This window comes from Halosimplex aquaticum, from assembly GCF_028747785.1.
GTDB classification, from domain to species: domain Archaea; phylum Halobacteriota; class Halobacteria; order Halobacteriales; family Haloarculaceae; genus Halosimplex; species Halosimplex aquaticum.
Genome location: NZ_CP118158.1, coordinates 4,343,535 through 4,367,911, shown reverse-complemented (window position 1 = coordinate 4,367,911; position 24,377 = coordinate 4,343,535). Strand labels below are relative to the sequence as shown.

25 protein-coding genes are annotated in these 24,377 nt (G+C 69.6%); 14 read left to right on the top strand and 11 right to left on the bottom strand.

Features of this window, described 5'->3' with window-relative positions; all coding sequences use genetic code 11:
* Nucleotides 1–33: 33 nt before the first annotated feature.
* From PSC72_RS21560 to PSC72_RS21530, 7 genes are all read right to left on the bottom strand, one after another.
* On the bottom strand, nucleotides 34–534 hold the full coding sequence (locus tag PSC72_RS21560) for a DUF7519 family protein (RefSeq protein WP_274323486.1): 501 nt from the start codon (nucleotides 532–534) through the stop codon (nucleotides 34–36).
* Nucleotides 525–1,898 carry a DUF58 domain-containing protein gene (locus PSC72_RS21555; RefSeq protein WP_274323485.1) on the bottom strand — a complete coding sequence of 458 codons (1,374 nt, stop codon included), beginning with the start codon at nucleotides 1,896–1,898 and terminating at the stop codon, nucleotides 525–527. The genes PSC72_RS21560 and PSC72_RS21555 overlap by 10 nt, the downstream gene beginning before the upstream one ends.
* Nucleotides 1,891–2,472 carry a DUF7269 family protein gene (locus PSC72_RS21550; protein WP_274323484.1) on the bottom strand — a complete coding sequence of 194 codons (582 nt, stop codon included), beginning with the start codon at nucleotides 2,470–2,472 and terminating at the stop codon, nucleotides 1,891–1,893. Before PSC72_RS21550 ends, PSC72_RS21555 begins: the two co-directional genes overlap by 8 nt.
* Nucleotides 2,469–3,167 (bottom strand): DUF4129 domain-containing protein, encoded by a 699-nt coding sequence (locus PSC72_RS21545; protein ID WP_274323483.1) that lies wholly within the window; start codon nucleotides 3,165–3,167, stop codon nucleotides 2,469–2,471. Before PSC72_RS21545 ends, PSC72_RS21550 begins: the two co-directional genes overlap by 4 nt.
* A gap of 10 nt (nucleotides 3,168–3,177) precedes the next feature.
* Nucleotides 3,178–3,861 (bottom strand): DUF4129 domain-containing protein, encoded by a 684-nt coding sequence (locus PSC72_RS21540; RefSeq protein ID WP_274323482.1) that lies wholly within the window; start codon nucleotides 3,859–3,861, stop codon nucleotides 3,178–3,180.
* 217 nt (nucleotides 3,862–4,078) lie between these two features.
* Entirely contained in the window at nucleotides 4,079–4,942 is an 864-nt protein-coding gene (locus tag PSC72_RS21535) for a 2-oxoacid:ferredoxin oxidoreductase subunit beta (protein WP_274323481.1), read from the bottom strand.
* Entirely contained in the window at nucleotides 4,939–6,717 is a 1,779-nt protein-coding gene (locus tag PSC72_RS21530) for a 2-oxoacid:acceptor oxidoreductase subunit alpha (RefSeq protein ID WP_274323480.1), read from the bottom strand. The genes PSC72_RS21535 and PSC72_RS21530 overlap by 4 nt, the downstream gene beginning before the upstream one ends.
* A gap of 234 nt (nucleotides 6,718–6,951) precedes the next feature.
* Between PSC72_RS21530 and PSC72_RS21525 the strand changes: the two genes are divergently transcribed.
* From PSC72_RS21525 to PSC72_RS21460, 14 genes are all read left to right on the top strand, one after another.
* The gene (locus tag PSC72_RS21525; protein WP_274323479.1) at nucleotides 6,952–7,581 is read left to right on the top strand and encodes an FAD-dependent oxidoreductase; all 630 of its coding nucleotides are present in this window, start codon (nucleotides 6,952–6,954) and stop codon (nucleotides 7,579–7,581) included.
* An 88-nt stretch (nucleotides 7,582–7,669) separates the two neighbouring features.
* Nucleotides 7,670–7,849: an HVO_2753 family zinc finger protein gene (locus PSC72_RS21520; RefSeq protein WP_006883773.1), complete on the top strand. Its 180-nt coding sequence runs from the start codon at nucleotides 7,670–7,672 to the stop codon at nucleotides 7,847–7,849.
* Between the two features lie 2 nt (nucleotides 7,850–7,851).
* Entirely contained in the window at nucleotides 7,852–8,118 is a 267-nt protein-coding gene (locus PSC72_RS21515; RefSeq protein WP_274323478.1) for an elongation factor 1-beta, read from the top strand.
* 254 nt (nucleotides 8,119–8,372) lie between these two features.
* Complete coding sequence (locus tag PSC72_RS21510) at nucleotides 8,373–10,928, top strand: methyl-accepting chemotaxis protein (protein WP_274323477.1); 2,556 nt, start codon at nucleotides 8,373–8,375, stop codon at nucleotides 10,926–10,928.
* Between the two features lie 61 nt (nucleotides 10,929–10,989).
* On the top strand, nucleotides 10,990–11,280 hold the full coding sequence (locus PSC72_RS21505) for a 50S ribosomal protein L21e (RefSeq protein ID WP_274323476.1): 291 nt from the start codon (nucleotides 10,990–10,992) through the stop codon (nucleotides 11,278–11,280).
* Nucleotides 11,277–11,633, top strand: coding sequence for an RNA polymerase Rpb4 family protein (locus PSC72_RS21500; RefSeq protein WP_274323475.1), 357 nt, complete (start codon nucleotides 11,277–11,279; stop codon nucleotides 11,631–11,633). The genes PSC72_RS21505 and PSC72_RS21500 overlap by 4 nt, the downstream gene beginning before the upstream one ends.
* Before the next feature lie 68 nt (nucleotides 11,634–11,701).
* Nucleotides 11,702–12,289 (top strand): DUF655 domain-containing protein, encoded by a 588-nt coding sequence (locus PSC72_RS21495; RefSeq protein ID WP_274323474.1) that lies wholly within the window; start codon nucleotides 11,702–11,704, stop codon nucleotides 12,287–12,289.
* Nucleotides 12,286–13,194 (top strand): 16S ribosomal RNA methyltransferase A, encoded by a 909-nt coding sequence (locus PSC72_RS21490; protein ID WP_274323473.1) that lies wholly within the window; start codon nucleotides 12,286–12,288, stop codon nucleotides 13,192–13,194. The genes PSC72_RS21495 and PSC72_RS21490 overlap by 4 nt, the downstream gene beginning before the upstream one ends.
* A complete protein-coding gene (locus tag PSC72_RS21485; protein WP_274323472.1) occupies nucleotides 13,191–13,850 on the top strand; it encodes a HemK2/MTQ2 family protein methyltransferase in 660 nt (219 codons plus the stop codon). Before PSC72_RS21490 ends, PSC72_RS21485 begins: the two co-directional genes overlap by 4 nt.
* A 77-nt stretch (nucleotides 13,851–13,927) precedes the next feature.
* The gene (locus PSC72_RS21480; protein WP_274323471.1) at nucleotides 13,928–14,941 is read left to right on the top strand and encodes a 5-methyltetrahydropteroyltriglutamate--homocysteine methyltransferase; all 1,014 of its coding nucleotides are present in this window, start codon (nucleotides 13,928–13,930) and stop codon (nucleotides 14,939–14,941) included.
* Nucleotides 14,938–16,023 carry a methionine synthase gene (locus PSC72_RS21475; protein WP_274323470.1) on the top strand — a complete coding sequence of 362 codons (1,086 nt, stop codon included), beginning with the start codon at nucleotides 14,938–14,940 and terminating at the stop codon, nucleotides 16,021–16,023. The genes PSC72_RS21480 and PSC72_RS21475 overlap by 4 nt, the downstream gene beginning before the upstream one ends.
* Before the next feature lie 181 nt (nucleotides 16,024–16,204).
* A complete protein-coding gene (locus PSC72_RS21470; protein WP_274323469.1) occupies nucleotides 16,205–16,714 on the top strand; it encodes an HTH domain-containing protein in 510 nt (169 codons plus the stop codon).
* Between the two features lie 81 nt (nucleotides 16,715–16,795).
* Entirely contained in the window at nucleotides 16,796–17,224 is a 429-nt protein-coding gene (locus tag PSC72_RS21465) for a hypothetical protein (RefSeq protein ID WP_274323468.1), read from the top strand.
* Complete coding sequence (locus tag PSC72_RS21460; protein WP_274323467.1) at nucleotides 17,218–19,899, top strand: HEAT repeat domain-containing protein; 2,682 nt, start codon at nucleotides 17,218–17,220, stop codon at nucleotides 19,897–19,899. Before PSC72_RS21465 ends, PSC72_RS21460 begins: the two co-directional genes overlap by 7 nt.
* Nucleotides 19,900–19,914: 15 nt before the next feature.
* Here the strand turns inward: PSC72_RS21460 and PSC72_RS21455 are convergent, their stop codons facing one another.
* The 4 genes from PSC72_RS21455 to PSC72_RS21440 form a co-directional block, all read right to left on the bottom strand.
* Nucleotides 19,915–21,060: an ABC transporter permease gene (locus tag PSC72_RS21455; protein ID WP_274323466.1), complete on the bottom strand. Its 1,146-nt coding sequence runs from the start codon at nucleotides 21,058–21,060 to the stop codon at nucleotides 19,915–19,917.
* Nucleotides 21,060–21,830, bottom strand: a complete 771-nt coding sequence (locus tag PSC72_RS21450; RefSeq protein ID WP_274323465.1) for an ABC transporter ATP-binding protein — start codon at nucleotides 21,828–21,830, stop codon at nucleotides 21,060–21,062. Before PSC72_RS21450 ends, PSC72_RS21455 begins: the two co-directional genes overlap by 1 nt.
* Nucleotides 21,817–23,616, bottom strand: coding sequence for a COG1361 S-layer family protein (locus tag PSC72_RS21445; protein ID WP_274323464.1), 1,800 nt, complete (start codon nucleotides 23,614–23,616; stop codon nucleotides 21,817–21,819). The genes PSC72_RS21450 and PSC72_RS21445 overlap by 14 nt, the downstream gene beginning before the upstream one ends.
* A 67-nt stretch (nucleotides 23,617–23,683) precedes the next feature.
* The gene (locus PSC72_RS21440) at nucleotides 23,684–24,343 is read right to left on the bottom strand and encodes a Yip1 family protein (RefSeq protein ID WP_274323463.1); all 660 of its coding nucleotides are present in this window, start codon (nucleotides 24,341–24,343) and stop codon (nucleotides 23,684–23,686) included.
* Between the last annotated feature and the right edge of the window lie 34 nt (nucleotides 24,344–24,377).

Genomic DNA, 24,377 nt, shown 5'->3' with positions numbered 1-24,377 from the left:
TATTGCTGAACGCACCGAACCCGTGCGACAGGTTCACTCCCGCAGTAGCCACGCCAGCACGACGCCACCGAGCAAGAGCGCGACGACGCCGAGCGACCCGCCGCTCGGGACCGTCTCGAACAATGCGTACCCGACGCCAGCGGTGAGTATCGCGACCGTGGCGCTCCCGACGGCGTGGAGCAGTTCGACACGGGTGGTCGCCACCGCCGCGTCCGCGTCGCGGTCGATGCCGATGGCGAAGGTCCCGAGGTCCGCCGCGAGAACCGCGCCGAAGGCGCCGATCAACACCGACTCGGCGTCAGCGGGACCGGTCGCCGCCAGGACCGTCGCCGCGAACAGCGTCGCGCCGGCGAAGACGACCGACGGCTCCGACCGGCGGATCAACCCCGCGACGAGCGCCAGCGCACCGCCCAGGCCGACGAGGGCGGCCATCGTCGACCCGCGGACCGCCGACAGCACCGCGAGCGTCGCGACGACTGCGAGGGCGTGGCTCGCCCGCGGCCGACGCCGGTCGCGCGCTCGACTCACCGCCATTCGCCGTCACCTCCGTCCGTCGCGACTGCTGGCTCGCGGGAACCGCGGCCGGGTTCGACCACCGCTGACCCCCCGTCCCGGGTCGTCCACTCGACGACGGAGATGCCGGCGCGACGACACTCGTCGAGTCCGAGGCGACGCTCGGTCGCGGCCAGTCGGCGGTACGGCGAATCGGCCGCCGTCACGTCCGGACTCGCGACGGTCACGTCGTGGCCCCGAGCGTCGAGCGCGCGGGCCACCTCGACCGCTCTGTCGTCGACGAACGGCGAACAGAAGACGACCTGCGCGTCGCCGGGCAACTGGGCGAGCAGGCGGTCGAACCCGTCGTCGACCGGGTCGGATTCGTCCCCCTCCCCGGATCGCGATTCCGCCGGCGGCCGCCAGCCGAACGCGTCGTGAGTCGTGAGCGCCTCGTGGAGCCGCTCGCGGTGCGTCCGGCCGGAGGCCGGCGGGAGCCAGCAGTCGCGCGGCGACAGCGCCGCCAGCCCGACGTGGCAGCCGTCGTCCGCCAGTCCGCTCGCCAGCGCGCCGGCGGCGTACGCGCAGACGTCGACGCCCGGCCGGCGGTCGTCGCCGGCCGTCACGTACGCCTCGCGGCGCGCGTCGACGAGCAGGACGACTTTGACGGTGCGGGGCTGGTCGAACCGCCGCGTCGCGAGTTCGCCGTCCTTCGCGTAGCGGTTCCAGTCGACGCTGGACAGCGAGTCGCCGGTCCGGTACTCCCGCATGGAGTGGAAGGCGATCCCCTCGCCCGTCGCCGAGACGGGCTGGTCGCCGGTGAGTCGAGTGGCGAGGTCGCCGAGCGGCGCCGTCCGCGCCTCGTATCGCGGGCGGCAGACGACCGTCGAGCGGTCGGTGGCCTGCCGCGCGGTCCGCCGGCTCGCGCCGCTCACGTCCCGCGTCACGACGGTGAGACTGTCGAATTCGTGGCGTCCCCGCACCGCCTCGAACTCGTAGGCGATCGACGCTCGCTTGCCCGGGCGGAGCGCGGTCGTGTGCCGCGCGGTCCCCTCGACGACTTCCAGCCCCGCGGGCACGTCGTCGCAGAATCGCAGGTCCGGGAGCGTGCGGCCGCTCTCGTTCTCGACGGTGAGCGTGACGCGCACCGTGTCGCCCGGGTCAGGGTCCGTATCGCTGACGTGCCGTTCGACGGCGAGCGCCGGGTCCGGCGCCTCCGCGGCGCGGCTATACGCCGCGAACCCGACGCCAGCGAGGCCAGCGAGGATCGCGACGGGCGTCCCGACGAGGATGCCGACCGCCGTCGCCGCGAGCGCCAGCGCGTGGATGCCGTCCCAGCGACCGGTCCGTTCGAGCCGCTGCTCGCCCCGAGCGAGTTCGCTCCCGAGCGCCGCCGCCTCAGTCATCGGCGGCACCTCCGGCCCGTCGGACCTCGGCGTCGCGCCCGCCCTCGTCTCCTAACCTGGCGATGGCGGCGGCAGCGCGCTCGGCGCGGCGATCGAAATCAGGGTCGACATCGGCGTGGATCCCGGCGTCGCCGTCGTCGGCGAACAGCGCCGCCGCGTCGGGGTCCCCGGTCCACGCCCCCTCGGCGAGTCTGGCGTCGGCCTCGGCGGGCGAGTCCCCCTCGAACCGTTCGAGCGCCTCGACCGCTGTCGCGCGCAAGCGCTCGCGGATCCGGTCGCGTTCGGCCGCGTCGCGTTCGCTCGCGCCGACGGCGCCCACCGCCGCTGCGAGGTCGTCGCCCGGGACGGCGTAGTCGGGCCGCTCGCCCGCTCGCGGGAGCGCTCCGGTCGAGTCGTCCTCGCCGTCGAATCGCTGGACCGCCGCGAGGGCGACCCCGACCAGCGCGACGGCCCAGATGCCCAGCGTCAGCAGCGTCGCGAAGTCGAAGCTGACCAGCCCCGGCCGGAGCGTCAGCGCGACGCCCGCGACGACGGCGGCGAGACCGACCGCGAGCAGGCCGCCGCGGCGGTTCACGCGCCGTCACCCCCGGGCGAGCGGCCGTTGCGGTCCGCGTCGAGTCGGTCCGCAAGTCGCTCCGCTCGCCGTTCCTGCTCGGTACCGGGGAATTCGTGGCCGTAGCGGACGGACTCGAACTGCCCGGTGATCCCTTCGACGGCGTCGGCGGGGAAGCCGCGGTCGACGGCCGCCGACGCGGCTTCTCCGGGCGTCGTCGCGTCGTCAACGCCCTCGACGCGGTCGGTGAGCCGGCGCCAGGCGCGCACGACGGCGTTGTCGGCCGGCGAGTCGTAGGCCGGATCCACTGCGGGTGTGGGAGGACTGGGATCGCCGCCGTCGCCCCCGTCTTCGTCTCGGGGAGGCGCTCGGGTGTCGTCGTCGGTCAGAATCACGGCGAGCAGGGCGGCGACGAGTAGCGCACCGACGAGTCCGGCGACGATCAGCGAGGAGGTTCCCCCACCGTCACCTGTGTCCGGCGGAGGTGCCTCCGTCTCGTCGTCCACGACGTTCGCCGACTGCGTTGCGTTCGGCGCACCATCACCGGCACCGCTCCCGTTGTACATCGGCGCCTTCTCGGCGGGCGTCGTTCCGGAGTAGAGCGTCGGCTGGTCGACGCCGCCGAGCGATCCGGCGGCGGTGACGAGCGCGACCAGCGCGAGGAGGGCGATCAGGGCGGTCGCGAAACGCTTCACGGGCGAGACTGTTCGCCCCATCTACAAGTTTTTATCGACCGTCCGTCGACCCAGATTCGCGAGCGTCGTCGTCCCCTCGACGAGTAGTCTCGTCCATTCGGTCGGCGGCGCTCTCCACGTCGGCGACGACGCCGTCAGTCGGTCGCTCGTCCCCGTAGCGGAACGCTCGGAACCGATCCGTGACGGTCGAAACCCGGTCTGCGGGGAGGTCACGGTCGATCGCTCTCGCGGCGACTTCCCCGGGCGTCGCGGTCTCGTCCGCTCCGGCGCGTCCGCGGAGTCGACGCCAGGCGTCGACGAGGGCGCTCTCGGCCGGGGAACCGTAGTCGGGGTCGACGTTTGGTACCGGATTCTCGTCAGTAGAATCGTCTCCGGGTGGAGCCTCGGGGGCCCGTTCGTCGTCGCCGGTCAGGAAGACGACGAACAGGCCGCTGGCGAACAGCGACCCGACGACGGCGGGGACGAACAGCGGTGAGACGCCGCCACCGCTACCGCTCGCCGCTGCTCGGGTCTCGGTGGGGGCGCGCTGGACGCTGGATTCGTCGCTTCCGGCGGGTGCACCGGTCGGCGGCGGCACTTCAGTCAGCGTCGGCTGTCCCGCCGGCGTCTCGTCGCCGGTGATCGACGGCCCCTCGACGGCGTCGAACGTGCCCGCGGCTCCGGCGAGCGCGACCAGCGCGAGGAACGCGACCAGCGCGGTCCCGAGACGCTGCACGTCGAGGACTGAGGGCGGGGTCCGTCAAGTGATTTCCGGCTGAAAAGACGTGGGCGAGGACGGTCGCGGTGAGGGTGTAGGGTAGGCCAGCATCCGGCGCCGCAGGCGCCGGTTCTTCCGAGCGCGACCGCAGGGAGCGACCGGCCTTTTTCACCCATGTTTTTGGCTCGGGCGGGGGTCGCCGCAGGCGACCCCCGAGCGAAAAAAAAGATGGTCTCTAGTAGAACTCTCGGACGAGGTCCATCGCGTCTTCGGGGGCGCCGTCGGGGATGTCGGCCATGTTCTGGTCGATGCCCTCGCGCTCTTCCCACGGGACGGAGTTCTCGTCCTGGTAGATGACGCCCATGTACTCCTTGTCGCCTTCGAGGATCTTCTCCTTGGCGTCCTGGCGGTCGGTCGGGTCGTGGTCGGTCTCTTCGAGGTCGACGAGGGAGTCGCGGAAGTAGTCGTAGGTGTCGACGTCGTTGAACGTGACACAGGGCGAGTAGGTGTTGACGAAGCCGAAGCCGTCGTGTTCGACCGCTTCCTGGATGATCTGGGCGTGGCGCTGGGCGTCCGAGGAGAACGACTGGGCGATGAACGTCGCCCCGGAGGCCAGCGCGAGCGCGAGCGGGTTGACCGGGGGCATCTGCGGGCCCTCGGGCGTGGTGCTCGTCTCGAAGTCCTGGCGCGAAGTCGGCGAGGCCTGGCCCTTTGTGAGGCCGTAGATGCGGTTGTCCATGACGACGTAGGACATGTCGACGTTCCGCCGGACGGCATGGACGAAGTGGCCGGCGCCGATGGAGTAGCCGTCGCCGTCGCCGCCCGCGACCATCACTTCGAGGTCGGGGTTGGCGAGTTTGACGCCGATGCCGACGGGCAGGGCGCGGCCGTGGACGCCGTGGAGGGCGTAGCTGTGCATGTAGGTGCCGATCTTGCCGGAACACCCGATGCCGGCGACCACGAACGTGTTGTCGGGGTCGTTGCCCGTCTCGGCGAGCGCTTTCATCATGCCGTTCATCGTCCCGAAGTCGCCGCAGCCGGGACACCAGGTCGGTTGCTTGTCGGATTTGAAGTCTGTGAATCGAACGTCGGAGCTCATTCTGCCTCCACCTCCTGGGAGCCGGCGCCGGCTCCAGTGAGCGTGTTCTCGATCTCGGTCGCGAGTTCGTCCGCCTTGAAGCGGACGCCGTTGTACTTGTTGACGCGCTGGACGCGCTCGAGGACGTCGTGCTCGATGACGTCCGCGAACTGCCCGGTCGCGTTACACTCGACGACGATGACGTCGTCGGCCGCCTCGATCTCCTCGGAGAGGTCCGGCCGCGGGAAGATGTAGGGCACCGAGATGAACCGCACGTCGTGGCCGCGCTCGTCGAGGAACCCGAGGGCCTCGCGCATGGCGCCCTCGTTCGAACCCCACGAGATGACGAGCGTGTCCGCCTCGGGGTCGCCGAACTCGCGATAGTCCCAGTCCTCCTCTTCCTTCGCGGTCTGGACCTTCTGGGTGCGCTTGTCGACCTGCTCGATGCGGACCTCCTCTTCCTCGGTCCGGCGACCGAGCTCGTCGTGTTCGAGGCCGGTGGTCATGTGCGCGCCCTCGGTCGTGCCCGGGAACGTGCGGGGGCTGATACCGTCGGCCGTGGGGAAGTGCGGCTGGAACTGCCCCTTCTCGTTCTGCCAGGAGTCGATCTCGCCCTCGTCGACGACCTTCCCGCGCTCGATCTCGACCTCGTCCATGTCGAACGCCTCGGGCGGGAACGTCTGCTCGGTGACCGCGAGCGCGAGGTCGGAGACCAGGAAGACCGGCGTCTGGTACTTCTCGGCGTAGTTGAACGCCTCGACGGTCTTCCAGAAGCACTCCGAGACCGACGTGGGCGCGAGGACGAACCGGGGGATCTCGCCGTGACCGCCGTACAGCGTCATGTTGAGGTCGCCCTGTTCCTGCTTGGTCGGCATCCCCGTCGAGGGACCCGAACGCATCACGTCGCAGATGACCAGCGGCGTCTCGGTGGTGGCGACCAGACCGAACGTCTCGGTCATGAGGTCGATACCGGGCCCCGAGGTGGCCGTCATCGCGCGTGCGCCGGCGCGGGCGGCGCCCAGCGCCATGTTGATCGCGGAGAGCTCGTCCTCGGCCTGGACGACCTTGCCGCCGTACCGTTCGACGCGACCGGTCATGTACTCCATCACGTCCGTCGCGGGCGTGATGGGGTAGCCCGAGTAGAACCGACAGCCCGCGGCGATGGCGCCCATGCCGATGGCCTCGTCGCCGTTGAGCAGGACGTAGTCCTCGTCGGTGGTCTCGAGGTTGTAGTCGAATTCGTGGTCGTACTCATCCTGGACGTGCTGCTGGCCCAGGCGGGCGGCCTCCTTGTTGTTCTCGACGATGGCCTCGCCCTTGTCGCCGAAGCGCTTCTCCAGCGACTCGTCGAGGTTCTCGATGGGGAAGTTCGCCACTTCGCAGGCCGCGCCGAGCGCGACGACGTTCGCCATGATGGCGCCGCCGGCGTCCTCGGCGAGGCTCTGGAGCGGGACGGACAGGCCGATCATCTCGTCGGGAACCTCGACGTCCTGCATCGTCGAGCGTTCGCCGTCGTAGATGATGACGCTACCCTCGTGCAGTTCGTCCATGTTCTCGTCGATAGTGCGCTCGGTGAGCGCGATGAGGATGTCGAGCCTGTCGACGACGCTCTCGACGCGGTCGACCGACGTGCGGACCTTGTAGGCGGTGTACCCGCCCCGGATCCGCGACGCGAAGTCCTTCGAGGTGAAGACGTGACGGCCGGCACGCGAGAGTGCCTGAGCGAATATCTTCCCGGTAGAGTCGATCCCGTCACCGGCTTCACCGCCGATGGCCCAGTTCAGGTCCTCGGGCATATTGCATTTGAGTATCTTCCGCCCGGCAAAAAGACTTCTGTAATGGGGCCGTACTCCGCCCCCCGCTTTCGTCGCAAAACTGGACACACGGGCGAAAACAGGCCGTTTCGAACAACCGGTAACACTGTCCCCTATTGTTGAACGCCGTTTCGGTCGACGAATGTCCAACGGGTCGGACCGAAGCCGACGACCGGGAGCGAAAGTACCTTGCGCCGGCGCGTGCGAACGGAGAGCATGGAAGACACCGAGGTCACCGTCGTCGCCGTCGAGTCCGTCGGTGAGGACGCAATCGCCATCGACTTCGAGACGCCCGACGGGTTCGACGCCCGCCCGGGACAGTTCGTGAAAGTCGCGCTCGCGGGCGTCGAGGAGTCGCGCTTCTACACCATATCGTCACCAGACGTGCGCGAGACGTTCGAGATCACCGTTGGTATCGACCCCGAGGGCGAGGTCGGGCCGCGGCTGGAGGATCTCGAGGCCGGCGACACGGTCGAGGTGTCGGGGCCGTTCGGGAACGCCTACTACGAGGGCGAACAGCGCGTGCTGGTCCTCGCGGGGGGTCCCGGCGTCGGCCCGGCGATCGGGATCGCCGAACGGGCGCTGGACGACGGCGGCGACGCGGCCATCGTCTACCAGGACGCCGCGCCGATCCACGACGAGCGGCTGACCGCCCTCAACGAGCGCGGGGCGTCGATCGCCGTCCTCGCGCCCGAGTCGCCGCTCGAATCGTCCGTCGCCGACGTGCTGACCGACGACACCCAGGTGTTCGTCTACGGCTTCGCCGAGTTCCTCGACGACGCCACTGCCGCCATCGCCGCCGCCGGAGGCGAACCGGACGACGCGAAGGTAGAGAACTTCGGGTGAGCGCCCCTGAGGGCGCTGCCTCGACGCCGGAGCGGCGCCGCAACCGCAGTTGGCAACGGTTAAAAACCGTGAGAGGATACGCAGTGGTATGAGCGAGAGCCAACAGAAACGCCAGCAAAAGTGCGTCTCGTGCGGCATCAACATCGCCGGCACGAACGCCGCCGCGTTCAAGTGTCCCGACTGCGGCCAGCAGATCTACCGCTGCGCGAAGTGCCGGAAACAGAGCAACCTCTACGAGTGCCCGGACTGCGGGTTCATGGGGCCGTAACGATGGGGAAAGTCGCCGCGCAGATCAAGGTCATGCCGCAGAGCCCGGAAGTCGACCTGGACGCGCTCCAGGAGCGCCTCGAGCAGTCCCTCCCCGAGGGCGCGAAGATCAACGGGTTCGAGCGCGACGACGTGGCCTTCGGCCTCGTCGCCCTGCTCCCGACGGTCGTCGTCCCCGACGAGGCCGGCGGCACCGAAGCGGTCGAAGAAGCGTTCACCGAGGTCGAGGGCGTCGAGTCCGTCGAAGTCGGCGACGTCGGTCGCCTGTAAGCCGCTCCGACCTCGCTTCTCTCCGATATCGCTCCGTCGCTACCGACTGGTACGGCGCCGTCGAGAGCGTCCCACGTCCGCCGGACTGCCGGACAGTTTACCCACTCGTCGGATCGTCGGTGGTCGATGCGACCTGGACGGAGAATTATCCGTGATAGCTGGCCGGATACCCGTGCATCGATCGCGGATCTCTTTCTTATCACATGTGATATCGCGCAGGAATACTTAACATATCCTGTACTGTCGAAAATTCTATGGACCGCCGGATATCGAGATTCCTGCCGGATAGTGTTCGTCGCAGTTACGTACGACAGTTTGCGACCGCAGTCGCGGTCATCCTGCTCGTCCTCGTGTTCGTCCTCGGGGGCGTCTACGCGGCCGAACTGAGTTCACAGCGCGCCTCGGCGCAGGACTCCCTCCAGTCCACGACGGAGCAGAACGCGGGGGAGGTCGGCAGCTGGTACAGTCAGTATCAATCGTCGACGCGACTCGTCTCGCAGTCGGGGAAACTCCGCCCGGACGCCAGCGGGTCGATCGACACGCACCTCCAGAGCCTCGCCCGGTCGATGCCCGGTGAGGTCGTGGGTGTCCACTACGTCAACTGGCAGAACGGGACCGTCGTCGGCAGTTCGGAGACGATGCCCGCCGACGCCGACGAGCAACTCCCCTGGCTCTCCGAGGTCAACCTCGACGGAGTCGGCGTGACCTCCGTCCAGATGACCCGAGGCTACCGGACGGACAACGACACCAGACTCACCTTCATCAGCCCGACCCAGTACGGGATCGGGTACGCCGCCGCCGTCGAGGTCTCCGTCTCGGAGTCGTTCGACTTCGACGAGCCCGTCTCGGGGAGTCAGACCCAGCTCCTCTACCGGAACGCGACGTACCTCCACGGCGAGACCCCCGAGCGACTCGGCAAAACCTACGAGGGCCCCGGGGCGCAGAACCTGCACAACCGGACCGAGTTCATCCCCGCACTGCGAAGCCTGAGCGCCAACAGCGGATACGAGAACGCGACGCTCGTGCAAGAGGACGGCCGGGTCGTCAGCTACGCCGGCGTTCCGAACGCGCGTCTCGCTGTCGTCACGACCGCGTCGACCGGCGTCTACGGCGTTCCCACCCAGACCAAGCTCTACCTCGGGCTGGTGTTCGTCTTCGTCGCGCTCAGCCTGGGCACGGTCGGCGTCCTCATCGAGCGGCCCGTCTCCCGCTCGATCAGCACGCTCGCAGACCGGACCGAGGCGATCGAGAACGGCGACCTCGACGTCGACCTCGAGACCCACCGGAAAGACGAGATCGGGACGCTCTACCGGCGGTTCGCCTCGATGCGGGACTCGCTCGCCGAGCGCATCGACCAGATAGAAACCGCCCGCGAGGACGCCAGGGCCGAGGCGGACGAGGCCAGGCGGGAGGCCGAGCGCGAGCGCGAGGCCGCCGAGCAGTTCACGGAGCATCTAGAGGAGACCGCAGACGAGTACGGGGAGACCATCCGGGCGTGCGCCGACGGCGACCTGACCCGGCGGCTCGAACCGGACGAGGAGAGCGACGCGATGGCCGAGATCGCGCGCTCGTTCAACGACATGATGAGCGACCTCCACGAGACGGTCGGCCGCGTGTTAGCGTTCACCGACGAGGTCGCCGAGTCGACGACGCGGGCGGCCGCGGCCACTCAAGAGGTCCGGACGACCAGCCGGGACGTGAGCGAGTCCGTCTCTGGCATCGCCGCCGACGCCACCGAGCAGGACGAGTACCTCGGCGAGGTGACCGAGGAGATGAACGATCTCTCGGCCACCGTCGAGGAGGTCGCCGCGACGACAGACACCGTCGCGGACCTGGCCGACGAGACGGAGTCGCTCGCGAGCGACGGGGCGACCGCGGCCACCGAGGCGATGGCCGAGATGGAGACTATCGAGTCGCGCACCGACGAGACGGCGGCGGAGATCCGCGCGCTCGACGAGGAGGTCGATCAGGTCGCCGAGATCGTCGACCTCATCGACGACATCGCGAGCCAGACGAACACGCTCGCGCTGAACGCCTCGATCGAGGCCGCCCGCGCCGGCGAGTCCGGCTCCGGGTTCGCCGTCGTCGCCGCGGAAGTCAAGGAGTTGGCCGAGGAGACCAGCGAGGCGACCCAGGAGATCGACGACCTGCTGACCCAGCTCACCGAGCGGACGGGCGAGGCCGTCTCCGACATCGAGTCGATGCAGTCTGACGTCGAGAGCGGCGTCGAGACGACCCAGCACGCCCTCGACGCCCTCGACGAGATCGCCGAACAGGTCCGCGAGACCAACGACGGCGTCCAGGAGATCAGCGACGCGACGGCCGACCAGGCCGACTCCGCCCAGGAAGTCGTCTCGCTGGCCGACCGCGTCTCCGATATCAGCGCCCGGACCGCGACCAGCGCCGAGACCGTCGCCGAGCGCACGGACGAGCAGGCCGCCAGCATCGACGAGGTGAGCGACACCGCCGAGGCCATCGAGTCCCAGGTCGAGGAGCTCCGAGACCTGCTGGCGAGCTTCACGGTCCAGGTCGACGACGCCGTGTCCGCGGAGGACTCGGAGACGCTGCCCGAACCGGTCGCGGACGGTGCCGGGTCGGACGGCGCCGTGGCAGTCGATGCGATCGAGGAAATCGGTGAAGCCGACGACGCGGGAGACATGATCGAGAGCGCCGGAGGCGACGGCGACGCAGACGCGGCAGAGGCCGACGGCGACGCAGACGCGGAAGCGGGCGACAGCGTGGACGACGCAGACGCGGAAGCGGGCGACGGCGACACCGACGCACCAGCGGGCGGCGACCGAGCCGAGTGACCGGGCCGACGACCGCGTAACGCACGTTTTATAAGCGTGTCCGGATAACGGAACCGCACGAATGCCTAACTCCAACGGACCCCAGAAGAAGACGCGCAAGAAGCTCCGAAACAAGCCCCGAGAGAGCGGGACCTCCCCGCCCCAGCGAGCGGTCGCGGAGTACGAGGTCGGCGAGAAAGTCCACCTGAAGATCGACCCGAGCGTCCCCGAGGGGCGCTACCACCCGCGCTTCGACGGCCGAACCGGTGAGGTCGTCGGCGAGCAGGGCGCGGCGTACAAGGTCGCTATCGTCGACGGCGGCACGGAGAAGACCCTGATCGTCAAGCCCGCTCACATCCGCAGCCAGGCATGACGATCTTCAAAGAGAAGGTCGACGAAGAGTTCCTCACGGTCGCCGAGACCAAGGAGATCCTCGCGGAACTCGAACGCGAGCGGGCGGCCGACGAGGACCGCGAGATGCGCTACGAGCTGGCGCGCGCCATCGAGCACGTCAACCGATTCGCCGTCCTCGACGCCGAGGAGAGCCGCGAGTTCGTCGACGAACTGCTCGAACTCGAGAAGGTCGACGAGCCGACGGCCTACAAGATCGCGAACCTGCGACCGCAGGACCGCGACGAGCTGCGCGCCATCTACGCCCAGGAGCGGTTCACCCTCTCCGGCGACGAACTCGACGCCATCCTCGAAGTCGTCGCCAAGTACGTCTGAACCCGCGTCTCGTCCCGCGACCACCCGACTGCGGGGGTTTAAGTTCCGTCTCGCCCTACTGAACTGTCATGAGCGACACCGAGCGCGGCGACGACGCGTCGGGGGGTCCTACGGCCGTCGTCCTCGACTTTCTCGCACACGGCCGCACCGAGGACGACCGCCCGCAGTACCAGAAACAGCCCCTGGCCTACGCGCTCGGGCGCGAGGACTTCCGCCTGTACGAGATGGTCCTCGCACCCGACGCAGGCGTGTCCATCGGCGACGACCTCGTCGTCGACCGGGCCGCCGACCACATCGAGCGCGCGGGCGAGGTCGAGTACGAGGACCTGCCCGGCGGCGCCCAGTCCGAACTCGACTACGCCGTCGAGGACCTGGTCACCGAGGAGGAGCGGCGGTTCGTCGACTTCTACAACGACGCCCAGCCCATCACGCTCCGGCTCCACCAGCTGAACCTCCTGCCGGGCATCGGGAAGAAGCTCCGCAACGCCATCCTCGACGAGCGAAAGCGCGGCCCCTTCGAGAGCTTCGAGGACCTCGAGGAGCGCGTCGACGGCCTCCACAACCCCCGCGAGGTCGTCGTCGAGCGCATCCTCGAGGAGATCCGCGAGGACGACCTGAAGTACCGGACCTTCGCCCGCCGGGACGACGAGGAATGAACGGCGAGAACGCGAGCGGTCACTCCGCTGGCCCGAACTCGGGACCGGAGACCGGAACCCGCGACCCCGACGCGCTCCTCCGGCGGGCCGGCGTCCGCGGCGACCCCGACCACGACCAGCACTTCCTGGTCGACGACCGCGTGCTCGACCGCCTGCCGGGCTACGCCGAGGAGGCCGACGTCGACCTCTCGCACGTCCTCGAGATCGGCGCCGGGACCGGCGCGCTGACCGACCGCCTGCTCGCGGTCGCCGACCGCGTGACCGCGATCGAACGGGATCCCGACCTGGCGGCGTTCCTCCGCGAGGAGTTCGCCGCGGAGATCGACGAGGGGCGACTCACCGTCGTCGAGGGCGACGCGCTGGAGGTCGACCTCCCCGACTTCACGGCGTCTATCTCGAACCTGCCCTACGGCCCCTCCAGCGAGTTGGCCTTCCGGCTGTTGCCCGAGGGCCGCCCCCTCGTCCTGATGTTCCAGCGGGAGTTCGCCGAGCGGATGGCCGCGGAGCCGGGAACCGACGACTACGGTCGCCTCTCGGTGACGGCCGGACACTACGCCGACGTGGAAGTCGTCGAGCCCGTCCCCAAAGAGGCGTTCTCGCCGCCGCCCGCGGTCCAGAGCGCCGTCGTGCGCACGACGCCCCGGGACCCGGATTACGAGGCGCCCGACGTCGACTTCTTCATGGACTTCCTGAAGGCCGTGTTCACCCAGCGCCGCAAGACGATGCGCAACGCCGTCCGGAACACGGCGCACATCTCGGGCCTCGGCGATCCGGACGCCGTCGTCGACGCGGCGGACGAGGACCTGATGGGTCGCCGCGCCGGGGACGTGACCCCCGCGGAGTTCGCCGACCTGGCGGCGCTCGCTCGCGAGGTGGGCGAACCGGGCGAGCACCCGTCGGCATGACCGACGGGAACGAAGCGGACGGGACCGACGACGACCGTCCAGGCGATTCCGACGACCGCAGAGCGGACGGATCCGACGGCAAGCCAGGCCTCGCCGATCGTCGCGGCGTCGAGCAGGTCTACCAGCCCGCCGAGGATTCGAAACTGCTCGCCGACGCCGTGGTCGAACGGGTCGAAGCGGGCGACCGAGCGCTGGACGTGGGTACCGGGTCGGGCTACGTCGCCGCACGGATGGAAGACGCGGGCGCCGACGCGGTGGGCGCGGACCTCAACCCGCACGCCTGCCGGCAGGCCGCGGAGAACGGCGTCCCGGCCGTGCGCGCGGACCTCACGGCGGCGTTCCGCGACGGCGCGTTCGACGTGGTGACGTTCAACCCGCCGTACCTCCCCACCGAACCCGAGCAGGAGTGGGACGACTGGATGGAACGGGCGCTGTCGGGCGGCGAGGACGGTCGCGCGGCCATCGACCCGTTCCTCGACGACGTGGCCCGCGTGCTGGCACCCGACGGCGCGGCGTACTTGCTCGTGAGTTCGCTCACCGACCCCGACGCCGTGCGCGACCTCGCGGCCGAGAACGGCCTCGAATCCGAGGAGATCGCGAGCGAGTCCCACCCGTTCGAGACGCTGCTGGTGATGCGGTTCGCACCGACCCCGTAGTCTCACGCCGCCCGATTACTACAGTGCATCACAGTAGATGAGAAATATTATAGGGCGTCATGTCGTAGCCCGGTTCAATGACGGACGTAGTTTCCACGACGCCCGGCCTGTTCCCGTTACCGGACTGGGCGAAAGACGAACTCGCGGATCTGAAGGGACGACAGAAGGGCGGTCTGGTCACCGGCGACGAGAGCCCGGAGATCACCGACGCCTACGAGCGAGCGCGCGAGGAGATCGTCGGCCTGCAGACCGACGCCGGTCTCGACCTGCCGGTCGAGGGCCAGCTCCGGTGGGACGACATGCTCACGCACCCGCTCTCGGTGGCCGACGCCGTCGAGACGCGCGGGATCGTCCGCTACTTCGACAACAACAACTTCTACCGGGAGCCGGTCGTCACGGACGACCTCGCGGCGACCGGTGACGTCGCCCGCGAACTCGAAGCCGCCGGCGGCCTCACCGACGACGGCCTGAACGCCGTCCTGCCCGGCCCGTACACGCTCAGCCAGCTCGCGACCGACGAGCACTACGGTGACGAGGCCGACTTCCTCTCGGCGCTCGCCGACTTCCTCGCCGCCGAGGCCGAGCAGTTCCCCGACGTCGAGACGCTGTTCCTGCTCGAACCCTCCCTCCTCGAATCGCCGCCCGGCGACGGCGCCGACGAGCGCGCCAGCGAGGCCATCGACGCGGTCGCGCAGGCTGCCGACGCCGACGTGGTCGCCCACACATACTGGGAGTCTCACGGCGGCGACGGCGGTATCGACGAGAAGGTGTACGCCCACCTGCTCGACGCCGACATCGACGCGGTCGGCTTCGACTTCGTCGCCAACCACGAGGACAACGCCTACGTCATCAGCGAGTACGGCTGCACCGACGACGTCGCGCTGGGCATCGTCGACGGGCAGAACACGCTCGTCGAGGACGCCGAGGAGATCAGAGAACGCGTCGAGTGGACGCTCGACAACACGCACGGCACCGACTTCGAGACGGCCTACGCGACGATCAACACCCCGACGTTCTACCTGCCGTCGGGCAAGTTCGAGGACAAGCTCGCGGCGCTGGGCGCCGTCGAGCGCACGGAGGTGAAAGCATGACTAACCGACCCGCAGACAACCGAGACCAGTTCCGCCCCGAGGGGCACGACAACGACAACTTCCTGCTGACGACCGTCGTCGGCAGCTACAAGAAGCCCAAGTGGCTCGACCGGGCCCGCGAACTCTTCGAGGACGAGGACACGAACTTCGGCACCGAGGAGTGGGAAGAGGCCAAGGACGACGCCGCCCGCCTCATCACCGAGGAGCACGAGCGCTCGGGCCTCGACGTCGTCGTCGACGGCGAGATGCGTCGGAAAGAGATGGTCGAGTACTTCGCTCACCGCATCGACGGCTACGAGTTCAACGGCCGCGTGAAGGTCTGGGGCCACAACTACTTCGACAAACCGTCGGTCGTCGACGAGGTCGAGTACGGCGAGCAGTGGCTCGTCGACGAGTTCGAGTTCACCGACGAGGTGGCCTCTCGCCCCGTCAAGGTGCCCATCACCGGTCCGTACACGCTCGCCAACTGGACGTTCAACGAGGCCTACGAGGACGACGAGGCGCTCGCCTACGACCTGGCCGAGCTGGTCAACGAGGAGATCGAGCAGCTCGTCGACGCCGGCGCCCGCTACATCCAGATCGACGAGCCCGCGCTCGCGACGACGCCGGACGACCACGCCATCGTCGGCGAGTGCCTCGAACGCATCGTCGCGGACATCCCCGAGGAGGTCCGCATCGGCGTCCACGTCTGTTACGGCGACTACTCCCGAATCTACCCGGAGATCCTCGACTACCCGGTCGACGAGATCGACCTCGAACTCACGAACGGCAACTACGAGCAGATCGACGTGTTCACCGACCCCGAGTTCACGCTCGATCTCGCCCTCGGCGTCGTCGACAACCACACCGCCGAGGTCGAGACCGTCAAGGAGATCAAGGAGAACATCAAACAGGGCTTCAAGGTCGTCCCGCCGGAGCAGCTCACCATCTCCCCGGACTGCGGCCTGAAGCTCCTGCCCCGCGAGATCGCCTACCAGAAGATGGAGAACATGGTGCAGGCCGCCCGCGAGGTCGAGGCCGAACTCGACGCCGGCGAGATCGACGTGCCCGTCGCCGGCGAGACCGCCAGCGCCGACGACTAGACAGCCCCTCGTTTTCCGCGCGGGACGGCGTAGGCTCGCGCTGAACGAGCGCATACCACAACGCTACGAGTGCCAGTAGTGTGCTATCCAGCGCCATTCTAGGAGCCTAAATCTCGCCAGGGTACCCCCCGGAAAGCGTTTTCAACTACCCGCCCGAGAACTCTATCAAGTGACACCCATCATGACAGATACGACAGACTATCGCGTCGAGCTATACCTCCGCGGGGACACGTACGGCAGCTACGACCGCCAGCAGCGCGTCCTCGAACGCGTCGAGGACCTCGAAGCCGAGGGCGTCGTCGCCGACACGGAAGTCGACGCGTCCTGGCAGCGCATCCGCACGCCGGAGCAGGACAGCCGCGACGAGGCCGTGCGGACCTACGAGGAACTGCGCGAGTGGGCGACCGAGAACGGCTACCGCCTGGAACCGGCCTTCCAGCGGCGCCAGCGCTCGTACATCGGGACGGACGTCGTCCACGACGTGGTCGTGTTCCCGATGGCGTCGCTGGCGGTCTACGCGGGCAGCGACCTCCAGGCGGTCTTCCCCTGCGCCGACGAGTCGGGGGAGATCCACTACTCGGTGCAGGACTGCCTCGACGCGTTCGAGAGCGGCGACGCGGGGTGGTTCGAGCAGTTCGCGCCGGTGACCGTCGACCGCGCGGCGCCCCGACTCACCGTCGACGCGGACTGATCGACGGTACAGGTCGCCCGTCGACGACATCAGTTTCGGCGGCCGGTCAACTTTCTTGGGGGATTCGGGCGACGTGCCGGTATGGGAAGCTGGAACGGGTATCACCTGACGCTGGGGGTCGAGCGGCGGGACCCGCACGCGGTCGCCGCGGAGTTGCGCCGAGAGATGGAACGGCTCGTCCCGGAGTTCACACACGAGCGCCGGGCGCGCGTGGAGGTCGACGACGACGCCGTCCACTGGACGACCGGCAGGGAACACCGCGGGGGCGTCCTCGACGCCCTGTGGTTCAGCGACTTCGTCACGGACCTCGACGTGCGGGCCGCGTGGGCGCTGGGGATCCGCGAGCAGGAGGTCGAGTACAACGGCGGCGGGACGCTGTACGCCTGGGTCGACGGCGGCTACGTCGAGATCGACGACTACTGCGGGGTCTTCGGCCGCGGTGCCGACGACGCGGTCGAACACTTCCGGCGCCAGTGGGGCGTCGAGGGAGAGACGGTCCACTCGTGGTGACCCCCGACTCGCTCGCGGGGTTCGCCTCCCGCGTGACCGACGCTGCCCCGGAGAGTCGCCGCGAGGCGCTGACCGCGCTCCGGGACGCCGACGAGGCGGCGGTCGGTGCCGAACTCCACGCGCTCTTCGCGGTCGCCACCGAGGCCGACGACCCGGACCACCGAAGGGAGGCGCTCGACGTCGCCTACGCCGTGATCGAGGACGCGCTCTCGTCCCTCGACGCGCTCCCGCCGTCGCTGTTCGCGGCGCTGTCGGCGGAGGAGACGCGCTTCCGCGCGGCCGCGGTCGCCCGGGCGCTAAACTGCTCGCGGTCGACGGTCGAGTCGGCGCTCGACGCCGAAGACCCCGCCCGCCGACGCGCCGCGGCGCAGTACCTCCGGACGGTCGAAGTCGAAGACCCGCCGGTCCGGCGGCTCGAATCGCTGCTCGCCGACCCGGAGGCCGACGTGCGGGCGGCTGCTGCGACCGCGCTGCTCCGGGCGATCGAGCGCGAGCAGTGCAACGACGACGCTGCGATCGCCCAGCGGTATCGCGATGCGCTGCCGCCGCTCGTCGAGGCGACCGAGGACGACGACTCCCGGGTGCGCGCAGCCGCGACCGTCGCCGCGGGGCACGTCGTCGTCCTCGACGACGAGATACCGGCGGACCGCGCCGTGACGGCCGCGCGGCGGCTCGGCCGCGCAGTCGTGGATGCGGACGAGCGGGTGCGCGAGGGCGCCCGGGAGTTCGTCGGCGTCCACGACCCGTTCGAGGAACGCGCGCCGGCCCTCGTTGTCCTGTGGTACGCCGTCGGGCTGGCCGAACGATCGGCGACCGATGTCGGAAACGAGATCGACGAGATCCCGGACTCCCTCCGGGTCGAAGGGCGCTATCTTCCCCTCTCCGGCGCTCCGCAGTCCGAAGCCGCGGTCGCGGAACTGATCCGGCTCGGCTGGGACCCGGAGACGGCCGCACCCACGGCGCAGCGTCTCGTCGCCCGGATCGCCGGCGAGTATCGCGAGTCGGTCGCGTCGGCGTTCGACCGGGTCAGCGATGGGATCACAGCGGGCATCGGAGTCGGGCACGGCGCGACCGTTCTAGAGGCGGTGGCGGCGCAGGACACGGAACTGGCGGACGCAGCGATCGAGACGCTCCGAGAGTGTCTTCCCGACGAGTCGGTGGCCGCACCGGCGCTGGCCGACCTGGCGACGGAGGCCGGGCGTATCGAGGAAGTGAGCGCGGACATCCGGGAGACCGTCGCGGTAAACCCGACACCGGCCGCGGTCGAGGCGCTCGTGACCGCTACCGGCGAGGACGGAACCCTCACCGACCGCGACGCGCTGTGGCGGTGCGCAGTCGACGAGTCGCGCGACCGCGAGACGCGCCTCGCCGCGGCGAACGGGGTGGCGACGCTCCTCCGGCGGGGTGGCGGCGCCGAGGCAGACGGGGCAGCCGGCGGCCGAGAGGCGGCCCTCGACGGGGTGGACGCACTGGTCGACCTCCTCGCGTCGTTCCTGGCGAGCCGTGAGGAGTCCCGGCGGACGACGGCCGCGACGGCGCTGGGAGCGATCGGCTCCGCCGAAACCCCGGCACTGACTCCCGAGCGATCCGATACGGCCGCGATACTCGACGCGTTCGCGGCGAGCGCGGCGGACGGTGACGCGGACGCGGCCGACGAAGAGCCGCTGGCGGTGCTCGCCGGGGCTGCGCCCGACCGCGCGCGAGCGGCGGTCGCGACGCTCGGTGCGGCCCTGTCGCCGGGCGACGACTGGCGGAACTTCGACCGCATCGACCCGGTCGAGGCGGCGATCGCAGTCGACCCGAGCGTCGGCACGGCGGCCGTCGCCGACCTCGCCGCGGCGGCTCAGCCGTGGGGGATCGAACGCGGCCGGGCGAAAGCGCTCGACGCCCTCGCGACCGTCGCGGAGAGCGAACCCGCGGCCGTCGCGGACGAGGCCGCCGCCGTCGCCGGGTTGTTGACCCACCGCAGTGAGCGGATCAGGGACGCCGCCGCGACCGTCGTCGCCGCGGTCGGCGCCGAGACGCCCGAGTCCGTCCCCGAGACGCTGCAGTCGCTCGCAGAGACCGACCGCGGGGAGGACCTGTGGCCGATGGGCGTCGTCGCCCGCGACGCGCCCGCCGTCGCCGAGGCCGCGGTCGACGCGTCGCTGTCGGCCAGCCACTGGGACGACGAAGCGATCGCCCGGTTGCTCGCGCAGGTCGGCCGGACGAACCGCGACCTCGCGACCGACGGGACCGACTGGATCGCCGACCTGCTCTGGGGAAGCGTCGAGGTCCAGCGGATCGCGCCGGTGGTCGAAGCGCTCGCGCCCCGCGATCCCTCGCTCGCCGTTCGCTGCGTCGAGCCGCTCGCAGAACACCTCACCGAGGGGACGCCCCGCTGGGAGCGAGGGGCGTCGATACGGGCGCTCGCGGCCGTCGCCGAGCACCGACCGGAACCGGTCCGCGTCGCCGCCCGCGGCGCGGTCGACCGGTCGCTCGTCGCCCTCCGCGAGGACGTCTACTGGCAGTTCGACGACGACGTCGACGAGTTGTTCGCCGCGGCCGGCATCGACGCCGGAGGCGAGACCGACGAGTCAGACGCCGAATCCGACCGCGGCGAGGGCGACGCCGAACCGGTGGACGACGTCGACCCGGCCGCGTTCTGGGCGACCGTCGACCGGTATCGCCGGTAACGGGGTGGAGCCGGCTTAGCTCCGAAGCGCCTCGACCGGTCGCTCGTTCGCCGCCTTCCACGCCGGATAGAGCCCGCTGAGCAGGCTCGTCCCGACGCCGAAGGCGAACGCGAGGCCGATGTAGACGAAGTTCCCCGGGCGGAACGCGAGCAGCGCGTCGCCGACGATGAAGTGGTTGATGGCCATCCCGGCGACGACGCTGAAGGCCACACCGACGAGACCGCCCATAATCCCGAGGAGGACCGCCTCCGAGAGCATGATCTTCAGCACGTCGCGCTTCTGGAAGCCGACGGCGCGCAGGACGCCGATCTCCTGGCGACGTTCGACGGTGCTCATGAGCATCACGTTGAGGATGCTCACGCCTGCGACCAGCAGCGAGATGGAGCCGATGCCGATCAGAAAGAGGTTCAGCGCCTGGAACGTCTGACCGATCTGGTCCGCGACGCTGGAGTAGTCCCGCACGGAGACGCGCTCGCGGCGATCGTTCAGTCGCGAGCGGACGGCCATCGCCGTGGCGTTCGCCTGCGTGCTGTCGCTCTCGGTGATCGTGATCGCGTTGTACCCCCGCTGGTCGAAGCTCCGCGTCGGGAGGACGATCTGGTCGCTCGGGTTCGTGTACCCGAAGCCCTGGCTCGGGGAGAGTACCGCGGAGATGCGCTTTGTCGAGCCGTTGATCGAGATCGTGTCGCCGGGCGAGAGGTCGTACTGATCGGCCAGGTCGGGCCCCACCAGCGCACCGCTGCGGTAGGGCTGGGGGATCGCCCCCTCACGGGCCTCGAATAGCTGCCCCGGTTTGTCCATCCCCATGACGAACCGGGTTTCAGATGACCCCCTGCCGTACGACACGCGGGTGAACCGCCGTTGGGCCGGCGCGACGGTCGCTTCGGCGCTTGCGAGCGACTCGATCTGGCGGAGATCGCGCTCGGTGAGCAGTTCCGGAGCCCCCTCGGAGTCCGCCGGCTGAACCATCACCTGATTCCCGATGCTCCCGAGGTTCTCCGTGAGCTGGTACCGCAGCGTCAGCCCGAACATGCCCAGCGACGCGATGGCGATGACGCCGATGACGATGCCGAGCGCCGCCAGCACCGAGCGCACCTTCGTCCGGCCGATGTTGCGCCGCGCCATCAGCAGGGCGGGGAGCCGCCGGCGCAACCAGCCCATCACGGTGGGTCACCTCCGGCGTCGCGCTCGTCGAACGACGCCACGCCGTCCGTGATCGGCGCCGAGTCGCCGCTCTCGTCGGGGCGGCGTCCGCCGTCCGCGGGCACCTCCTCGCCCATGTAGCCGTCGACGAGCTCGACGGTCCTGTCGACGTACTCGTTGACGAGTTCGTCGTGGGTGACGGCGATGACGGCCACGTCGCGCTCGGTGATCGCGACGAACTCGTCGAGGATCTGCCGGCCCGTCTCGCGGTCGAGGTTCCCCGTCGGCTCGTCGGCGAGCAGCACGCGCGGTTCGTTGATGAGCGACCGGGCGATGGCGACCCGCTGTTTCTGCCCGCCGGAGAGCTCGTCGGGCTTGTGGTCGAGGCGGTCGCCGAGACCCATCCGTTCGAGCAGGTCGACCGAGCGCTCCTCGACGGTCGGGTCGTGGTCGAACAGCGCCGGCACCTCGACGTTCTCCTTCGCCGTCAGCGTCGGGATGAGGTAGAAGTTCTGGAAGACGAAGCCGATGGTGCGCTTTCGCGCCCGGGTCTTCTCGCGGTCGGAGAGCCCCGTCACGTCCTCGTCGTCGAGGAGGACCTGCCCCTCGCTGGGGTCGTCGAGCAGCCCCAGCAGGTTCAGCAGGGTGGTCTTGCCGCTCCCGCTGGGACCCATGATGGAGACGAACTCGCCGGGTTCGACGGCGAAGTCGATCCCCTTCAGCGCGGTCAGCGTCTGCCCGCCGGTGCGGTAGCGCTTGACGACCTCCCGGGTCTCAATCACCGCCACGGCTGTTCCTCCACGCGCGAACGATCACGGCGACCACGCCCAGCACGACGAGGAGCGCGACGGCCCCCGGCAGGAGGAAGCCACCGCCGGAGTTGCCCGGGTCGGGCTGCGGCCCGGCGGCGAGCGCGCGGCTGGCGCCCGATGCGTCGGCTTCGACGGTGCGCGTGTGGCGCTCGCCGTCGACGAGGTACTCGACTTCGAGGGGGATCGTCGAGACGTTGCCCCGGACGGTCGCGTACACGTCGAACGAGACGAAGTCGCTCGCCGGGACGGTCCCGACGAAGAACTCGCGGTTGGGCGAGGTGGGCGTCACCCGTTCGGTGTCGACGACGCTGACGAGGACGCTCTCGGCGTCTGTCGTCCCCAGGTTGCTCGCGCTGCCGGAGATCCGGAGCCGCCCCGCCTCGGGAACGACTTCCAGCCCCGTCAGGCCGATGGTCCCCGGCGTCTGGGTGAGCGCCGTCGAGCCGCTCGTCCGTCCCCGCTGGTCGCCCACGTCGTAGGTCGTGTCGATGTCGACGGTCGCGCTGTCGCTCGAAAGCGACGCGTTCAGGCGGACCGTCCGGGACTCGCCGGGCGCCACGCGGTCGAGGAGGGCCTGCCCGACGGTCGCGTTGGCCGAGTTCCCCCGGACGCTGACGTTCGACAGCGGCGCGTTACCCTGGTTGAGGACCGTCACCTTCACCGCCTGGGCGTTGCCGCCCTCGACCGAACTCAAATCGAGCGCGACGCGGTCGCGGAGCGGCTCGGTCTCGACGGTGACCGTCTCGGTGACGGTGCGGGTCGCCCCGCCGCGGGTCGAGTATCGCAACGTCGCCGTCAGTTCCTGTTCGCCCGCCTCGGCGGGTTTGAAGTCGAAGTTCGCCGTCGCCGACTCGCCGTCCGCGACGCGCGTGAACACCGCCCGGTCGTCGCTGACGGTCACGCCGTCGCCGGACACCGTCACCTCGGCGTTGGTTACCGCCGCGCCGATCCCGTTGGCGACCGTGACCGTCCCGTCGGACTCGATCCCGGCCGTCGAGGCGTTCGTGTCGATGTCGAGCTGCGGGCGTTCCTCGGTCGTCCGCACGGTCACGGTGTCGGTCACGGTGTCGGTCACGCCGCCGGAAGTGGTGTAGGTGAGCGTCGCCGTCATCCGGTGGGTGCCCGGCTCGTCGGCGCGGTAGTCGAACTCGACGGTGCGCGAGGCGTTGCTCTCCAGCGTCGCGAGCACCGCTCGGCGATTGGTGACCGTCACGGTCTCGCCGCCGACCGTGAGTTCGACGTTCTCGATGGGACTCCCCAGGCTGTTCGCCACCGTCACCGACCCGTCGGCGCGCACGCCGGCCGCGGAGTCGTTCGCGTTCACGTCGAGCTGGGGCTGGCGCTCCGCGACGGTGATCGTGAGCGGGTAGCTCAGCTGCGTCCGCGTGTCGTTCGCGGTCTCACGGCCGGACACCCGGACCCGGAGGTCGTACGTGCCGGGCTCCTCGAAGGTAGTCGACAGCGGGACCGTCTTCGTCCTGCCGACGGGGATCGTTCCGAGGTCTTTCACGTCGGCGAACTCCTCGGGGTCGTCGCCGTCGTCGGCCTTCACGACGCGGACCCGGTCGACGAAGTAGCCGGCGGAGCTGCTGTCGAAGTTCTCGATCGTGGTTTCGATCGTGACCTCGTCGCCCGGGACGGGCTCGGAGGGGCTCACGTCGACGTTCGAGATGGTCACGTCGATGCTCGTCGCGGCCGAAACGGCCGGAATCGATGCGACTGCGAGCAGTACCAGAACGGCGACCGTCTTGTTTCGATTCATTGATTGGAGGGTGTCGCCCGCCGTGCGGGCGAGTCGGCTGTCGGGCGAGCTGTGCCGCGTCGCATCGTCAGAGGACCTCCAGCGCGACCAGGAGCGTCCGCAGCGTCGCGAGTAGCCCGATGGCGGTCGGGAACGCTATCGTCAGGGCGGCCCGGCGCAGGGTCAGGTCCCGCGCGTGCTTCAGCGCGAACGTCCAGAGGAAGCCGCTCCACAGCGTGAAGACGAGGGCCAGCGTCGCCGACAGCGCGACGAGCGGCCCGGTCTGGAGCGACTGACTGAACTGCCGGTACGCCTCCATCGACATCTCGTCGGGCACGTCGACTCCCCGGACGTTGAACCGGTAGTAGTTGATCGCGATGCTCGCGACCGACCCGAGGACGCTCGGGACGAACCCCCAACCGGTGAACGCCAGCGTCGTCGAGAACTCGCCGTCGCCGTCGAACAGCGCCGAGATCCCCTGAAAGACACCTGCGTACACCAGCCAGATCACGAACGGGCCGAATATCACGAACACGAAGATGATCCCCTGGAGCGCCGTCGCGAACCCACCTCCCATGCCGCCGCTTTCGAACACCTGCGACATGAACCGCGATTGGACGAGAGCGGCCGCCGCGTTCGCCGCGGCGATGAGGACGATGACCGCGAGCGGCCCCTTCAGCGACGGGTCGGGGACCCGCGTCCGAAAGAACGCGTCCGGGTCGGTCAGGAGGGCCAGTACGGAGGGCATGACGCCGGTCGATCCGTACAGTCAGAACTTAAGT

Bases quoted from the DNA above. Each gene is read 5' to 3' on its own strand.
- PSC72_RS21560 (WP_274323486.1), bottom strand. From the start codon at position 534: ATGGCGGTGAGTCGAGCGCGCGACCGGCGTCGGCCGCGGGCGAGCCAC.
- PSC72_RS21555 (WP_274323485.1), bottom strand. From the start codon at position 1,898: ATGACTGAGGCGGCGGCGCTCGGGAGCGAACTCGCTCGGGGCGAGCAG.
- PSC72_RS21545 (WP_274323483.1), bottom strand. From the start codon at position 3,167: ATGGGGCGAACAGTCTCGCCCGTGAAGCGTTTCGCGACCGCCCTGATC.
- PSC72_RS21535 (WP_274323481.1), bottom strand. From the start codon at position 4,942: ATGAGCTCCGACGTTCGATTCACAGACTTCAAATCCGACAAGCAACCG.
- PSC72_RS21530 (WP_274323480.1), bottom strand. From the start codon at position 6,717: ATGCCCGAGGACCTGAACTGGGCCATCGGCGGTGAAGCCGGTGACGGG.
- PSC72_RS21525 (WP_274323479.1), top strand. From the start codon at position 6,952: ATGGAAGACACCGAGGTCACCGTCGTCGCCGTCGAGTCCGTCGGTGAG.
- PSC72_RS21520 (WP_006883773.1), top strand. From the start codon at position 7,670: ATGAGCGAGAGCCAACAGAAACGCCAGCAAAAGTGCGTCTCGTGCGGC.
- PSC72_RS21515 (WP_274323478.1), top strand. From the start codon at position 7,852: ATGGGGAAAGTCGCCGCGCAGATCAAGGTCATGCCGCAGAGCCCGGAA.
- PSC72_RS21510 (WP_274323477.1), top strand. From the start codon at position 8,373: ATGGACCGCCGGATATCGAGATTCCTGCCGGATAGTGTTCGTCGCAGT.
- PSC72_RS21505 (WP_274323476.1), top strand. From the start codon at position 10,990: ATGCCTAACTCCAACGGACCCCAGAAGAAGACGCGCAAGAAGCTCCGA.
- PSC72_RS21500 (WP_274323475.1), top strand. From the start codon at position 11,277: ATGACGATCTTCAAAGAGAAGGTCGACGAAGAGTTCCTCACGGTCGCC.
- PSC72_RS21495 (WP_274323474.1), top strand. From the start codon at position 11,702: ATGAGCGACACCGAGCGCGGCGACGACGCGTCGGGGGGTCCTACGGCC.
- PSC72_RS21490 (WP_274323473.1), top strand. From the start codon at position 12,286: ATGAACGGCGAGAACGCGAGCGGTCACTCCGCTGGCCCGAACTCGGGA.
- PSC72_RS21485 (WP_274323472.1), top strand. From the start codon at position 13,191: ATGACCGACGGGAACGAAGCGGACGGGACCGACGACGACCGTCCAGGC.
- PSC72_RS21480 (WP_274323471.1), top strand. From the start codon at position 13,928: ATGACGGACGTAGTTTCCACGACGCCCGGCCTGTTCCCGTTACCGGAC.
- PSC72_RS21475 (WP_274323470.1), top strand. From the start codon at position 14,938: ATGACTAACCGACCCGCAGACAACCGAGACCAGTTCCGCCCCGAGGGG.
- PSC72_RS21470 (WP_274323469.1), top strand. From the start codon at position 16,205: ATGACAGATACGACAGACTATCGCGTCGAGCTATACCTCCGCGGGGAC.
- PSC72_RS21465 (WP_274323468.1), top strand. From the start codon at position 16,796: ATGGGAAGCTGGAACGGGTATCACCTGACGCTGGGGGTCGAGCGGCGG.
- PSC72_RS21455 (WP_274323466.1), bottom strand. From the start codon at position 21,060: ATGGGCTGGTTGCGCCGGCGGCTCCCCGCCCTGCTGATGGCGCGGCGC.
- PSC72_RS21445 (WP_274323464.1), bottom strand. From the start codon at position 23,616: ATGAATCGAAACAAGACGGTCGCCGTTCTGGTACTGCTCGCAGTCGCA.
- PSC72_RS21440 (WP_274323463.1), bottom strand. From the start codon at position 24,343: ATGCCCTCCGTACTGGCCCTCCTGACCGACCCGGACGCGTTCTTTCGG.